Consider the following 14097-nt stretch of genomic DNA (forward strand, 5'->3'; position numbering starts at 1 on the left):
AAAGGCTTGCGACAACGCCGCGCCCCTTGGGGCGCGGCGTTCTCGTTTGAGCGAGAATAGCGGCATCCCGCGCCTGTCAGTCCAGCACTTCCTTCACCTTGGTCGCCAGCTGCTTCAGCGTGAACGGCTTCATCAGGAAGTGCGCTTCCTCGCCGGCGTCGATCTTGCGACGGAAGTCATCCTCGGCATAGCCCGAGATGAAAATCACCTTCACATCCGCCCGGCGCTGGCGCACTTCCTTGATCAAGGTCGGCCCGTCCATGCGCGGCATCACCACATCGCTGATGATGAGATCGATCTCATTGAGCTGCTCGTTGATCAGCTCAAGGGCGGCCTCGCCGCTGCGCGCCTCCAGCACTTTGTAGCCCTTGTTGCGCAGAGCCCGCGCCGAGAACAGGCGAACTGCATCCTCATCCTCCACCAACAGGACCGTGCCGATGCCGGTGAGATCGCGCGGCTGGTCGTCCGCGCTGTCGGCACGCGTCGCAGCATCCCCGGCGGCGGCATGCTGCGGCAGGTAGATGCGGAAATTCGTCCCCTTCCCCAACGTACTGTCGACGAAGACGAAGCCACCCGTCTGCCGCACGATACCGTAGACGGTGGAAAGGCCAAGACCGGTCCCGGATCCGACCGCCTTGGTCGAAAAGAAGGGTTCGAAAATGCGGTCGAGAATGTCGGCCGGAATCCCCGAACCGGTGTCGGCGATCTCAATGAGCACATAGGCGCCCGGCGGCATGACTTCGACGCCCCGGCTGATCGGTTCCGTGGTCGTCACATTGCGGGTACGGATCAGCAGGCGCCCGCCTTCCAGCATGGCGTCACGTGCATTGACCGCCAGATTGATGATCACCTGCTCCAGCTGGCCCGCATCGACACGGACAAACTTCAGGTCGCGGCCATGTTCCATCATCAGCTCGATATTCTCGCCGATCAATCGGCGCAGCAGATGCGAGAGCTCGGCCAGCACATCGGTAATATCGAGAACACGGGGCTGCAACGTCTGCTGGCGCGAGAAGGCCAGCAGCTGGCGTACCAGATTGGCGGCACGGTTGGCGTTCTGCTTGATCTGCATGATGTCGGCAAAGGACTGATCGCCGGCCTTATGCCGCAACAGAAGGAGATCGCAAAAGCCGATCATCGCGGTCAGCAGATTGTTGAAATCATGTGCAATGCCGCCGGCCAACAGACCCACGGCCTGCATCTTCTGCGATTGCGCGAACTGTGCTTCAAGCCGCTTCTGCTCGGTTGCGTCGATGAGATGAACGATGAGGCCGATCGCTCGCCCCCGGTCTTCCCGCCGGGAAGCGTAGATCGTCACCGAGCGCTGCTTGTCGCCAATCAACCGGACGGTCAAGGGCGCGCCCGACTTGCCTTCGGCCATGACCTGCCCCAGATGCACCTCGGCAGCAGCGCGCTCTTCCGCTTGGACCAAATCGATGAACTTCGCTTGAACCCATTCCGCGCCGACCAGAAGGTGCTGGAACGCCGGATTGGCCTGTTCTATACGCCCCGCGCCATCGAGAAGAACGATGCTGGCCGGCGCTTCTTCGAAGAAGCGCTGGAAATATTGCTCCGATACCTGCAGCGCACTTTCCAGTTCACGCTCACGGCTGAGATCGTGCACGACGGAGCGTGTGCGCAGTTTCATTCCCTTTCCATTGGGCGATTGCACATTGGCGACATCGTGCCTGACAAAGGCCTGGAAAACGCGCTGGTTGGGACCGCGCATGGCAACTTCTCCGCTCCGAGCCTGTGCATCACGGAACGGGCTGTAGAGAGGCGTATCGGTTGGCAGCGGATCGGCAACCAGATCATGTAGTGACTGACGGTAGCCGCCTTCATTGTCAGGCAAGAGGCCCAGCCAGCTCGCCAAGGTCGAATTGACGAACAGGAACTTGCCGTTCTCATCGACAGAATAGAACCCGATGGGCGCATGCTCGATCAGATCGGCAAAAGTCTCGTGATCGGAACGGATGAAATCTTCGATCTGGCGCTGGGCGGTCACTTTCTCGGCGCCCCAAAGGACATAGCCAGGGAAACCCGCAATATTGCGCCCGGAAACGTCGAACCAGTCCGTTTGCCCGTCCTCGAGCGGAACCTCGATTTCCGTCCGCCCGCGGCCGCCCTCGCCCACTGTCCGGATTAATTGCTGCAGGATTTGGGCAGCGTCGGAACCTGACGCCACCCGTTCGAGGAGCAGTTGCGGCAGGGCGGCAACCGAATTGTTGAACAGCCGCGCGAAAGCATCGTTGGCAAGTACCACGCGGCCATTTGGATCCAGCAATTGGCGGGCCCGGCTCGTGGCGTTGAGACTACCCATCAGCAAATTCTGCCGCGCCGAGGCCCGGCGCCACTGGACCAAGATCGCTGCGAGCACAACGACGAGGAGCAGGATGATGAGGGCGGCCCCAATCAACACCGGTTCGGCCGCCGCCTCCGATTGAGCAAATGCTGGGCCGGGTACCAGCAGCACCATCCCCACGACCCAAGCCAAGTCGATCGAACGCAGCACTTTTGACGCCCCCTGCCCTAGAACCGGCCCAAGTTTAGCCGATCCGGCAAGCAAATCCAGCGCTAGGGACGCCGCTTTTTCAGCTTGAAGATATAGGAGATGACCTCGGCGACAGCCTTGTAATATTCCGGCGGAATTTCCTGGTCGATATCCACGGCAGCATAGAGACCACGCGCCAGCGGCGGATTTTCGACAATCGGAACGTCCGCATCCTTGGCGACTTCGCGGATGCGCTCGGCAACTTTGTCCGTTCCCTTCGCCACGACCTTTGGGGCAGACATGGCGGACTGGTCGTATTTCAAAGCCACGGCATAGTGGGTTGGGTTCGTCACGACGACGTCGGCATTGGGAACTTCGCCCATCATGCGCCGCCTGGCCCGCTCCATGCGCAGCTGCCGCAGGCGCCCCTTCACCAGCGGATCGCCTTCCGTCTGCTTGAACTCGTCGCGCAGTTCCTGGCGCGACATGCGCAGTCCCTTCATATATTCGAAGCGCTGATAGAGAATATCCGCCACGGCAATGACGCCCATCACGGCGAAAACACCAATGAGGACGATGTGAACCTTGTCGTTGATCACGGCCATAAGCTGGATCATATCCATGCCGATCAGCCGGTGGATATCGCCGACGCTGGGTAATACGAAGGCGCCGACGACGGTGGCAACAACGGCGATCTTCAACATGCCCTTCAGCAATTCGGTTACTGAGCGCAGCGAGAAGATGCGCTTGAAGCCGGAAAGCGGCGAAATCTTATCGAGGCTTGGCATCAGATTCTCGGCCGACCACAGCAGGCCGAACTGCAGATAGGACGCCCCGAAAGCGGCAATGAACGCCAGCACCAGAGGTGCGGCACCCGCCAGCAGCAACTGCCCCAGCATGCGCCAAGCAATGTCGATAAGATGATTGAGATCCGTCGGAATCTGGTCTGGCGCCTCGAAGAAAGGCAAAGCCATGGCACTGATCTGCTGCGCGAGATAGCGGCCAAACATCAAGACCGCCAAGGTGAAGGCCAGGATCATCAGAAGATGGTTGAATTCCTGCGACCGGGGAACTCGACCTTCATTGCGCGCCTCTTCAAGGCGCTTGGAAGTTGGGTCTTCCGTTTTTTGTGAGTCATCGCTGTCGTCAGACACGGAAGGACCCCGCTATTCCGTGAAGCTGATCAGATGGTCGCGATAGACGTCCAGAAACCAGATCATCGCCGCCGAGATTGTCACAGCCATCAGACCGAACCCGACCAGCAATTGCAGCGGCATGACGACGAAAAAGACCTGCAGGGTCGGCATCAGCCGTGCCAGCAGGCCCATGCCAACGACCAGGACGACGCCATAGACCAGAAACGGCGCAGACATCTGCAGAGCCAGATTGAAGGAATCGGCACTCACGCGCGCGATGGTGTTGGCGACATCCTGCAAGGGCGGCAATTCGCCGGGTGGAAAAACACCATAGGTCCCCACCAGGGCACGCAGCGTCAGATGATCAAGGTCCGTCGCAAAAATAAGCACGATGGCGACGGCGACCAGGAAGTTGCCGGTGACGGCACCTTGCTGCGCGGTGGTCGGGTCGCTGGACAAGGCGTTGGCGATACCGATCTGCAGCGCGATCACCATACCGGCCTCCAGGGTCGCCATCAGAATGATGCGGCAGATAAGCCCGAAGAAGAGGCCGATGACGATCTCACCCGTCACCAACAAGGCCATGGCCGCCGGCTCCGGTGGCAGGACCGGTATCATGTCCTTGACCATCGGCAACAGCACGAAGGAAAGAAGCAGCGCAAATGAGAGGCGCGACCGCAGCGCCACATAGACTTCGCCGAAACCCGGCACCAGCGATATCGCCGCACCGATGCGGGCGAAAATCAGCAGAAACTGGAAGATGGAGGTGGTGAGGAAGGCTTCGATCGACATGGGTCCCACGCCTCAATCCATGCTTCAACCGGCGGCCCGGGACATGACCTGCTCGAAAAAGTCATTGAGCGCATGGAGCATGAACGGCCCCAGCAGCAGCAGAGAAATGAAGACGATAACCACCTTCGGCACGAAGGTCAGGGTCGCTTCCTGGATCTGCGTCAGTGCCTGGAACAGGGAGATCAGCAGGCCAACCGCCAGCGAAATCAACATGATCGGGGCGCCGACCTTCAGCGTCACGATGACCGCGTCGCGCGCGATCTCAAGAAGAGCTGCCTCATCCATCAGGGAATTCTAGCACAATCGACCCGCCCCTGCAGGGCTCAGATCGGCATGCGCATGATTTCCTGATAGGCGGAGATGACGCGGTCACGAACGGCGGTAACGGCCTGCAGGGTCACTTCCGCAGCGGAAACCGCGGTCACGACGTCAGTAACATTCGCCTGGCCGGCCGCCGCCAGCATCGTCTGCTTCTCGTCACCCTTGCCGGTCTGGATGGCGTCGTCCTTGATGTTCTGCAACAGCTCGCTGAAGCTCGGACCGGCATTCTCGCGCGCATCCATGCCGTTGCTGCCCAGCGCCTTGTTTGCGGCGTTGTAGGCATTGACGGCATTCGAAATGATGGGATCAGCCATGACTTAACCCTCGACGCTCAACGGAGGACGTCGATCGTGCGCGACAGCATGCTGCGCGACGCCTCGATCACTTTGAGATTGGCTTCGTATGACCGCTGCGCCTCGCGCATGTCGGTCATTTCGACCAGGGCGTTGACGTTGGGCAGGCTGACATAACCGTCCTTGTCCGCCGCCGGGTTGCCCGGATCATACTTCTTGCGGAAATCACTGGGGTCCGTGCCTACCTTGGCGACTTTCACCATGTCGACGCCCATCTCTCGGTTGAGCGCATTACGGAAGGTGATTGTCTTGCGGCGGTAAGGGTCATCGCCGGGCGTTTCCGCCGTCGAATCCACGTTGGCAAGGTTTTCTGCGATGACGCGCAGCCGCTCGCCCTGCACCCGCATGCCGGAGGCGGAAATGAACAGCGTATCGAACAGCTCCATGTTTCGCTCCTACCTTATCCGGATCAGGCGCCGCCACGGCCGATGGCGGTTTTAAAGAGATCAATATGCTTGCGGTAAAGGTTCACGACCATGTTGTAGTTCATCTGGGTCTCGGAAACCTTCATCATCTGCTCTTCGACCACGACCGCATTCCCGACCGGGGCGGTTTCATAGGTCTTCTTCACCTTCTTCGCATCGAAATCGGCGGCCGGCGGCGTGGTGCCGGTCATATGCTTCTTGTCGGTGCGCAAAGGGGCCACGGGCTCCAACTTGCGCATCTCGGCTTCGAAGTCGATCGGCTTCAGATCCTTGGGCTGATAGCTCGGCGTGTCGGCATTGGCGATGTTCTGCGACAGCACGCGCGTGCGTTCGCTCAGCCAGCTCATCCGCTCCGTCAGCCGTTCAAACAACGGGATGTTGGTGAAATCCATCCGCTTCGCTCCCGGCAGACGCCAAACGGCCTCGGCCCCACTACGCAATTGGGCCAGTTTTATCCCCGGCCCTTAAGATCCCGTTAAATTATATAAAATGCTATGAAAAATCTCGGCAAATTCGGCTCAACTTACACACCATATGGTAAGCAGGACAGAACACCTTGATTTTTCATCATATTGTGACACCGTTAAGACCTCGTTAAGGTGGACGCCGCATAGTATAAGGAGGTGTTCGTCCGGATCCGGGCCGCCAAAACCTGGGACTCGACTCCTGTGGAGCATGCTATGGGCGCCAATGAAGAGGACGAAGTCGGCCCACGCCGCCCGCGCTGGCAAAAGCCCAAAGAGCGCACCCCGATTGCCGTAGCCCTCGACCACAAACCGCGTATGGGCACCGGTGCCGACGGCGCGCCCCAGACCAGCCAAGGCCGGAATGCACCTCGCGTCGTGGCGACCGGTCGTGGCAATGTGGCTGAGCAGATTCTGGAGATCGCCTTCGCCAAGGGTGTCCCAGTGCGCGAGGACCCGGATCTCGTCGAGCTTCTTGCAGCAGTCGAATTGGAAGCCGAAATTCCGATCGATGCCATTGCGGCGGTCGCTGAAATCCTCAGCTACATCTACCGCGCCAATGCCCGTGCCACGGACGAAACGCCATGAACATCCCTATGCCCGAGCCGGAAGATCTCGCCACATCGATTGCTGAACTGGCAGCGATGATCAACGACACCAAGGTGATGGCAGAAGGCGGGCAGTTGGTGGAACTCGACCTTCTGGCCATGCGTATCGCGGTCCTATGCGATGCGATCGCGTCCCTGCCGCTCGATCGGTCCCGCCCACTCCGGCCTGCGCTGCAGACCCTGATGAGCGAACTCGACCATCTCGACTATTCCCTGCGCCGACGCAATGTCGACCTGTCCCTGGATCTGCAGCAAGCCGACCGGCGCCTTCGCGCGCAACTGGCTTATGGCGCGACACCCAAGGACAGGAAATAGTGTGCGTCGCCTTCGCCCAATGACCGATTCGACCTGGATCCGCTGATGGAGTTCGACACCTATCTCCGATTTATCCTGGCACTGCTGCTGGTGCTGGGCCTGATTGCCATCCTTGCCTGGGTGCTGCGCCGCTTTGGCTTCGGCGGGATGGTGCGGGCGAACAGCCGTCGTCGGCTCCAAGTTCTCGAAACCACGCCGATCGGCCCGCGGCACCGGCTGGTGCTGGTGCGGCGCGACGCTGTCGAACATCTCGTCCTGCTTGGTCCACAAGGCGACGTTGTTGTTGAGCGCGGTATCCCGCACCAGGATTTCCAGACGGAAATGGCGCGTGGTCGCTCCACCCCGCCGCGCGATGTGCCGGGTCTCAATCGTCAGGAACCGCCCCCGCTCCACCCCACAGCACCCGGCCGCGACGAGAGTGCCACATGAAGAACAAGAAACTTCTTGATCGCCTTTGGTGCGGCGCCCTCTGGTTGATGCTCCTGCTCGTCGCCGGAGCGCTTCCGGCAGCGGCACAAAGCCTCAATCTCGATCTCGGCGACGGCCCCAATGGCGGCACGACCGGTCGCATCATCCAGCTGATCGCCCTGATGACGGTGCTGTCGCTGGCACCGGGCATCCTGGTCATGGTGACGAGCTTCACCCGCGTGGTGATCGTTCTATCCCTGCTTCGCTCGGCCCTGGGTGCGCAGCAGACGCCGCCCAATATGGTGCTGACCAGTCTCGCCCTGTTCCTCACGGTCTTCATCATGGCGCCCACCTTTGAGAAGGCCTATGACGACGGCATCGCGCCGCTCATTGCTGAAAAGATCACCGAGGAACAGGCCTTTCCCCTGGTCGTGGCGCCTTTCCGCACCTTCATGCTGTCTCAGGTACGCGAAAAGGACCTGACGCTGTTCATGAACATGGCGCAAATCGACGAGGTGGCGACACCCGAGGAGACGCCGCTCAAGGTGCTCGTACCGGCCTTCATGATCTCGGAGTTGCGGCGCGCCTTTGAGATTGGCTTTCTCGTCTTCCTACCGTTCCTCATCATCGACATGGTGGTCGCATCGGTGCTGATGTCGATGGGCATGATGATGCTGCCGCCGGTGATGATCGCCCTGCCCTTCAAGCTGATCTTCTTCGTCATGGTCGATGGCTGGTATCTTGTCGCCGGCAGCCTCGTGCGAAGTTTCGGAATCAACTGATCCCTATTGGGTCGGCGTCGCTTCCGCTGGCGGCGCGGCGTCGGGTGCCGTCTCGGGGGCGCTGAGGCTCTGCTGCTTCAGGCGTTCGCGATAATCGTCGACGAACGCACCCAGCTGATCGACACTTTTCATCGCCGCGGAAATGCTGTCCGACAGGTTGGAACTGGGCGAGGTCAACGTGGCAAAGGCCGTGGCATAGGGACCCTTCTCCATCTGCTTCCCTTGCGCCTTGGCCAGCATGCGCAGGCCCGGCCGATCGTCGGCCAGCGATAGGGCCACCGCCTGGTTGAGAATGAGCGGCGCCAGCACCTTGTTGAACGTCTCGTCGCGCTTGGCTGCATTGGCGCCGGCGTCGCCCGTGTCGGCAAGGACCGCTGCCGGGTCCTCGGCCGGATCTGCGGGTGGAGCGAGGGTCGGATCTTCGGCCACCAGGCGCTTCGTTTCACCGTCGACGAGATTGCCGAGTGCCGCCGCCGCCGCCGGCCATTCGCGCATGCGCCAGCTGAGGTCCGCTTTCAGCCACAGCCCGTCGAGGCTGCCATCGTCGCGAATCAGCGCCATGCCTTTCAGCGTGTCGCCGGTTTCGAACAAAGCCCGCCCCTGCAGGCGCCGGCGTTGTGCCACGAGGTCCGGCGGCATGTCCGGCACCTCGCTCGATTTGATCGCCTCCAAGGCTTGATCGGGCTTGTCGTCGAGCAGACTGATCGCCGCGAGCCGCGTTCCCGCCTTGGCCTTGTCGAGCCCGGTCAGCCGCTTGTTGACCTGATTGGTGAGCAGCTTCGCCGCCCCGTCGAGGAGATCGACCTTGACCAGCCGGTCGGCGAGCGCGGTCACCATCTTGTCGCCATCAGGCCCGCTCGGCGTCAGTTCGCGGAACTCGTCGTAAAGCGCCACCGCCGTGAGCGGCGGCAAGCGGTCCGCCTTGTCGCCGAGATAGAGGTCACGGAAGGCCTTGGTCATCGCCTCGGCGGCGTCGCGCGCTTTCGGGTTCTTCGGGAAGTTAGTCGCCGCCTGGCGCAAAGTGGTGAGGCCCTTGCGCGGCTGGTCGGACGCCACATAGAGCTCGCCCAGCCGCTTCAGCAGATCGAACTCGAAATCCGTCCCGCGCCACAGGAAGCGCAGCTTTTCCAGCTGATCCGCCGCCTGCCGTTCATCGATCTTCTTTTCCGCGAGTTCCAGTTCGGTCAGATCGAATTGCGAACGGGCGCGCACTTCCTCGACCGGGCTGTCGGCGAGGCCCGCCCAGATCTTGGCAGCACCTTCTTTGTCGTCGCCGGCCGCCTTCTGCAAACCGTCGAGATAATCGTGATAGGCTTGGTCCTCGGCGCCCGGCATGTCGAGACGCATGGCATCGAGGAAGGATTGCGCCATGAGCGGATTGCCGCCGCGGATGAGCGTCTCGGCCGCAGCCCGGCGGATCATCATCCGCGCCGATTTTGGATAATCATCAAGCGAGGGGAGAAGCCCCCCGAACAGCTCGGCACCCTTCTTCCAATCGCCCGCCTTCGCCGCCAGATAGCCGCGGAACAGCGCCGCTTCCGGCACGTCCTTCACTTCATCGCGTTCCAGATCCTTGGCGGCATCCGCGTCATGGTCCATCAACGCCTCTGTGGCGCCGCGCAGGGTGAGGACATCCTTGTCCCCATCGGCCGCCAGCTTGTCGAGGAGTTGCAAATCGCCCAGCGCTTCGGGATAGCGGCCGTGGGCGAAATGGAACTGCGCCAGTGCCAGGCGCGCCTGCGGCTTGTCCCGCTCCGGAGCCTCGATGATCGCGGCGCTGAGCGCCTTCTCGTCCTCGGCGAAGGTGGCTTCGCCACCACGGCGCCAGCGCGGCAGATCGAATATGCCGGCAACGTCCGTGACCGGAGCCGCGCCCGGTGCCGCACTTTCCCCACCCGCGGGCGGCGTCGGCGCCACTGGCTCCGGTGCCGCAGCAACGGTCGCCGGAGCGCCACCTTCGGCCGGTGGCGGTTCGGTTTCCGAAATGGGCTGCGGCACGGTCGGTGCCGGCGGCGCGCCGGGCTTGCCGTCGGTGGTGACGACGACACCGTTGGGCAAGGCTTCGACCCGCGTGCGATCGCTGATCGGCACCACGACCACGCCTTGGAAACTGGGCAGGACACGGAAATCCGGCCAGGCAGCGCCATCGGCCACACCGCTGCCGGTCGCCGTAAGTGGTATGACGGAGAGACTGTCGCCGGCTTCAGGATCGGCCAATTGAATGACCGGGCCGGGCTTGGTCGCCTGCAGCAACAGTGAGGCACCGCCGTCAGCGAGCGATTCGCGGCGTTGGTCGATCACCTTGCTCGGTCGCTGCTCGCGGCCTGGCCCGATGCTGATCTGCCATTTGCGCCCGTCGCCGCTCACATTGGCGCCGGCCTGGCCGCTGCCCATGCGGGTGAGATTGGGCAGGCGCAGCACCGTACCGAAGGGGGTCTCGACGCGGGCGAGCCCCGTCAGGGCCGGCGCCGCCTTGACCAGCGCCGAGAGATCGACATCGCCGGGCCGATCGAAGACCATCCACAGTGCCTCGCCGCGCTTGAAGACAGCGAGGCCCGTCGCCTTCGGAAAACCGAAATCGAGTACCGCACCACCTTGCATCGGCTGGGCACTTGCCGTGATGGCAACCGGTGCCGGCGGCTTGGCCGGCGTGGTCACCGCCGGTTCCTTGCTGACGACGACGGGTGGCGCCACTTCGACAGCCGGCGGCGGTGCTCCCTCCTCGACGCCGACCGGCGGTTCAGATTGCAGTGCCGGTGCCAGACCGCTTTCGGCGCTGACCGATGCCGCGGGTGCCGGTTCAGCGGGTGCCGGTTCAGCGGGTGACGGTTCAGCCGGTGCCGGATTGGCTGGTGGGGGTGCTGCCTGCACCGGCTCGCTTGCCGCGACCGCCGGGGCCGGGATCTGGGCTGGCACCTCGGGCGCAGCTTCGGCCACTGCCGGTGCCGCAGGCGCTTTGCCGTCGACCAAATCGAACACGACCGTGCCGCCATTGCGGAAGGCGTTGATCCCCACATTGGGCAGCAGATCGAGCTCCAGCGCCAAGCCGCCATCCGCGGTCGAGCGCGCCTTCACACCGCGCAACCGTGGCGGCAGGCGCAGTGCCCCGTCGAGCCGTGCCGGCTTGGCGAAGGTGACGATGGCCTTGTCGCCGGCTTGGCGTACGGTGAAATCCACCCCGGGCCAATCCAGGGCCAGACGCGAATAGCCGCTATGCTCGCCGCTGCGGAGCTTCAATACCGGACCTGATGTCGGTGCCGCGTCGGCCAGAGGTGCGGTTGCGGGCTGTGCCGCGGCAATCGTCTTTTCCGCCGGCGGCGCGGCCGTTGCCGCTTCGGTGGTCGCCTTGTTGGGAAAGACCGCCTCGCCGGGCTGCGCAAGGTCGAGCTGCAACCGGGCGCCCGTCTGGTTGAGGCGGTAGGTCACGGGCTTCTTGAGCGACAGGGTCAGTGTCTTCCCATCGGCACTCAACGCCGCATTGCGGATATAGGCCTTGAGATCGGCCCGGAGTGCGGCCGGGTCCAAGCTGACCGGCGCCGCAAAGCGCAAGGTCATCGCATTCGCGCTGAGATCGACCTTGACCGCAGGCGCTGCAGCTTTCCCCCAATTGAGGATGAGGCGCCCGTAATCGTCGAAAAGCTGCCCCTTGACGGCGACCGGATGACCCGATTCCTGACCCCGCGCCACGTCCATCGGCAGTACCAGCAACTGGGCAACGACCAGCAGCGAGGCGGCCGCCCAAAGATGGCGGCGCCTGGACGGACTCCGGCGCGAACCCCGGCGCCTCGTGGCCGACTCAGGTACGGTTGCGTTCATGTTGGCAAGATAATCGGGTTCGCTGGCCACCGCTACCGGCGCCCAACGAGGATCCCAGGGACCAAGATTCGAGAGACCAGGATCCGAGAGACGGGGGTCCGGGGGAGCGGATTCCGCCCCGGACCGTCAAAGCGCCAGTGGCTGCTCAGTCGAAACTGGCCAGGAGGGCGTCGATCTCCGCCTGCTTCGAGGCGTCATCAGGCAGCTGCGGGCCATTGAGAAGATCGGCATCGCTCGGCTTCTTCTCTTCTTCCGGCGCTTCTTCGGCGTCCGGATGCGCCTTCTTGTACTTGGCGATCTCGTCACCAAAGGCCGCAACCAGCGCCTCGACCTTCTCTTCGATATGCTTCAGCGTCTTCACCACCTTGGTGATGCGCTGGCCGGTAATGTCCTGGAAGTTGCAGGCTTCATAGACCTGGGTCACGGCGTCGCTGACCTTTTCGCCGAACTCAGGCGGCAGTTCGCCAGCCAGCGTTTCAAGGCTTTCCATCGCCCCGAGGATCGAGTTGGTCGCCTCTTCCGTGGCGCCGACGATCGCGTCGAGTTCGTCGGTGGCTTTGGGCAGATGCTGGTCCGTGATTTCATCGGGCCGCAGCGCCGCAATCTCCGACTTGGCGGTGGTGATGTACTTGGCGAGCGATTCGAGCTCGGCATAGAGCTTCAAATTGTCGTCGGAAAGGTCGCCCTCCATCGTCGCCAGCAAACTGCTGACGACTTCGGCGATTTCCTCTCGGCTCACTGTTTGCATGCGTCCCTTGAGTGCACTCAAACGATGCACAAGCTCTGGTGGCACAGTCGCAGTCATTCCAGCCCCCATGAGTCAGGCCCCCTCTTTCCGGCTGTCTTTGTCGGATCGGCTCAGAAGTTACCGAGCACGGAGACCAGCTTGGTCTTGAGCGTGGCGGCGTTGAACGGCTTCACGATGTAGTTGTTCACACCGGCCTCCTTCGCCGCGATCACGTTCTCGGTCTTGCTTTCCGCCGTGATCATGATGAAGGGCATATTCTTGAGGCGCGCATCGGCACGCACTTCGCGCAACAGCTGGATGCCGGTCATCGGCTCCATGTTCCAGTCGGAAATGACCATGCCGTAATCCTTGTCGCGCAGCTTCTGCAGCGCCATGGACCCGTCGGTGGCTTCATCGACATTGTTGAAGCCCAGCTGCTTCAGCAGGTTCCGGATGATGCGGAGCATCGTCTTGTAATCGTCGACGATGAGTACCTGCATGTTGAGATCGACCGACATCAGTTCCCTCTCACTCCAACTCTCTACGTTTCACGCGGTATTGCCTGCCGCTTACTGTCTTGAATTTGCAGCAAATAGGTTAAACCGGAGTTAAACCCGGAAAAACAAATTCACTAATGATTTCAAGGAGTGAGCGGCAGAGCCTTCTGCTGCGCCAACTCGAACGTCAATTCCTTGACCTTGGTCGGCGTGACCATGGCGAGAATCGGCGCCGATTTTCCGGGCTTCATCCGGCTGACCAGATCGACCAGCAGATCCATGTCCAATTCCTCGAACACCTGGGCAGCGTCCTTCGGCTTCATCTTTTCATAGGTCTGGACCAGGGCCTGCAGTCGCTGCTCCTCCGCATCCGACCGCTTCTTCAGCAGATCCTCGACCGTCGATTGCAGCGCCTTGAGTTCCGCCATCTTTTGTTCCATGCGCTGCTCGGCGGCGGCAACCATCGCCTCGCGTTCGTCCAGCTGCCGGGATTTCAGCTCCAGATCCTCTCGACGTTTGGCGAGTTGCTGCAGCACCTCGACTTCCTCGTCGGTGTATTCGAGCGGGTCCTTTTTCGCGGCGGGCGCGCCCTCGGCCGGGGCACCCTCGGTCGACGCACCCTCTGCCGGCGCAGCAGGCTCGGTCGCCGTGCCGTTTCCGGCCGGGGCCGTCGCCGTGGCATTGCCTGCGGCGGCGGGTTGTGTCGGCGTGGCATTGGCCGCCGGCTGGGTGGGGGCCGTATTCGCGGCGGGCTGGGTCGGTGCGGCATTCGCCGCCGGGGTGGTCTGCGCCTGGGTTTCCGTGCCAATGCCGACACTGACCTTATGGTACATGTCGCCGACGCGGATGGTCAGAACCAACGCCATCACACCGGCCAATACCGGCAGCAGACGAACGCGCGGCGTGGTGAACTTTGCCTGGGCTGCGGGCAGTTTCGGCTGATCCTGCGGCATTCTCTCGTC

Annotated in this window: 15 protein-coding genes; 4 read left to right on the plus strand and 11 right to left on the minus strand. The window is 62.3% G+C overall.

Going from position 1 to position 14097, the window contains the following annotated elements; translation table 11 throughout:
* Window positions 1-76: 76 nt before the first annotated feature.
* The 7 genes from ACE3PP_RS00345 to flgB all read right to left on the minus strand — a co-directional run bounded on the left by ACE3PP_RS00345 (window position 77) and on the right by flgB (window position 5910).
* Window positions 77-2512: a response regulator gene (locus ACE3PP_RS00345; RefSeq protein WP_374377180.1), complete on the minus strand. Its 2436-nt coding sequence runs from the start codon at window positions 2510-2512 to the stop codon at window positions 77-79.
* 62 nt (window positions 2513-2574) lie between these two features.
* On the minus strand, window positions 2575-3645 hold the full coding sequence (gene flhB / locus ACE3PP_RS00350; protein ID WP_374377181.1) for a flagellar biosynthesis protein FlhB: 1071 nt from the start codon (window positions 3643-3645) through the stop codon (window positions 2575-2577).
* Window positions 3646-3657: 12 nt separating this feature from the next.
* A complete protein-coding gene (locus tag ACE3PP_RS00355; protein WP_374377182.1) occupies window positions 3658-4419 on the minus strand; it encodes a flagellar biosynthetic protein FliR in 762 nt (253 codons plus the stop codon).
* Window positions 4420-4443: 24 nt separating this feature from the next.
* Window positions 4444-4704 carry a flagellar biosynthesis protein FliQ gene (fliQ, locus tag ACE3PP_RS00360; protein WP_374377183.1) on the minus strand — a complete coding sequence of 87 codons (261 nt, stop codon included), beginning with the start codon at window positions 4702-4704 and terminating at the stop codon, window positions 4444-4446.
* Window positions 4705-4742: 38 nt separating this feature from the next.
* Window positions 4743-5054 (minus strand): flagellar hook-basal body complex protein FliE, encoded by a 312-nt coding sequence (fliE, locus tag ACE3PP_RS00365; RefSeq protein WP_374377184.1) that lies wholly within the window; start codon window positions 5052-5054, stop codon window positions 4743-4745.
* Between the two features lie 17 nt (window positions 5055-5071).
* A complete protein-coding gene (gene flgC, locus ACE3PP_RS00370) occupies window positions 5072-5479 on the minus strand; it encodes a flagellar basal body rod protein FlgC (protein WP_374377185.1) in 408 nt (135 codons plus the stop codon).
* Between the two features lie 23 nt (window positions 5480-5502).
* Window positions 5503-5910: a flagellar basal body rod protein FlgB gene (gene flgB / locus ACE3PP_RS00375; RefSeq protein WP_374377186.1), complete on the minus strand. Its 408-nt coding sequence runs from the start codon at window positions 5908-5910 to the stop codon at window positions 5503-5505.
* A 288-nt stretch (window positions 5911-6198) separates the two neighbouring features.
* Here flgB and ACE3PP_RS00380 point away from each other — a divergent pair, with 288 nt between their 5' ends.
* Genes ACE3PP_RS00380 through fliP form a run of 4 tightly spaced genes read left to right on the plus strand, consistent with a single transcriptional unit; the run spans window position 6199 to window position 8095 of the window.
* Complete coding sequence (locus tag ACE3PP_RS00380; protein WP_374377187.1) at window positions 6199-6570, plus strand: EscU/YscU/HrcU family type III secretion system export apparatus switch protein; 372 nt, start codon at window positions 6199-6201, stop codon at window positions 6568-6570.
* Complete coding sequence (locus ACE3PP_RS00385) at window positions 6567-6905, plus strand: hypothetical protein (RefSeq protein ID WP_374377188.1); 339 nt, start codon at window positions 6567-6569, stop codon at window positions 6903-6905. The genes ACE3PP_RS00380 and ACE3PP_RS00385 overlap by 4 nt, the downstream gene beginning before the upstream one ends.
* A gap of 45 nt (window positions 6906-6950) precedes the next feature.
* Window positions 6951-7334 carry a flagellar biosynthetic protein FliO gene (locus tag ACE3PP_RS00390; RefSeq protein ID WP_374377189.1) on the plus strand — a complete coding sequence of 128 codons (384 nt, stop codon included), beginning with the start codon at window positions 6951-6953 and terminating at the stop codon, window positions 7332-7334.
* Complete coding sequence (fliP, locus tag ACE3PP_RS00395; protein ID WP_374377190.1) at window positions 7331-8095, plus strand: flagellar type III secretion system pore protein FliP; 765 nt, start codon at window positions 7331-7333, stop codon at window positions 8093-8095. The genes ACE3PP_RS00390 and fliP overlap by 4 nt, the downstream gene beginning before the upstream one ends.
* A gap of 3 nt (window positions 8096-8098) precedes the next feature.
* Here fliP and ACE3PP_RS00400 read toward each other — a convergent pair whose 3' ends face one another.
* From ACE3PP_RS00400 to ACE3PP_RS00415, 4 genes are all read right to left on the minus strand, one after another.
* Window positions 8099-11941, minus strand: coding sequence for a hypothetical protein (locus tag ACE3PP_RS00400; protein ID WP_374377191.1), 3843 nt, complete (start codon window positions 11939-11941; stop codon window positions 8099-8101).
* 115 nt (window positions 11942-12056) lie between these two features.
* Window positions 12057-12716: a protein phosphatase CheZ gene (locus ACE3PP_RS00405; RefSeq protein WP_374377192.1), complete on the minus strand. Its 660-nt coding sequence runs from the start codon at window positions 12714-12716 to the stop codon at window positions 12057-12059.
* Between the two features lie 53 nt (window positions 12717-12769).
* Window positions 12770-13156: a response regulator gene (locus tag ACE3PP_RS00410; RefSeq protein ID WP_374377193.1), complete on the minus strand. Its 387-nt coding sequence runs from the start codon at window positions 13154-13156 to the stop codon at window positions 12770-12772.
* Between the two features lie 122 nt (window positions 13157-13278).
* A complete protein-coding gene (locus ACE3PP_RS00415; protein WP_374377194.1) occupies window positions 13279-14088 on the minus strand; it encodes a MotE family protein in 810 nt (269 codons plus the stop codon).
* Between the last annotated feature and the right edge of the window lie 9 nt (window positions 14089-14097).

It is taken from the genome of Dongia sp., assembly GCF_041910485.1.
Lineage (GTDB): Bacteria > Pseudomonadota > Alphaproteobacteria > Dongiales > Dongiaceae > Dongia.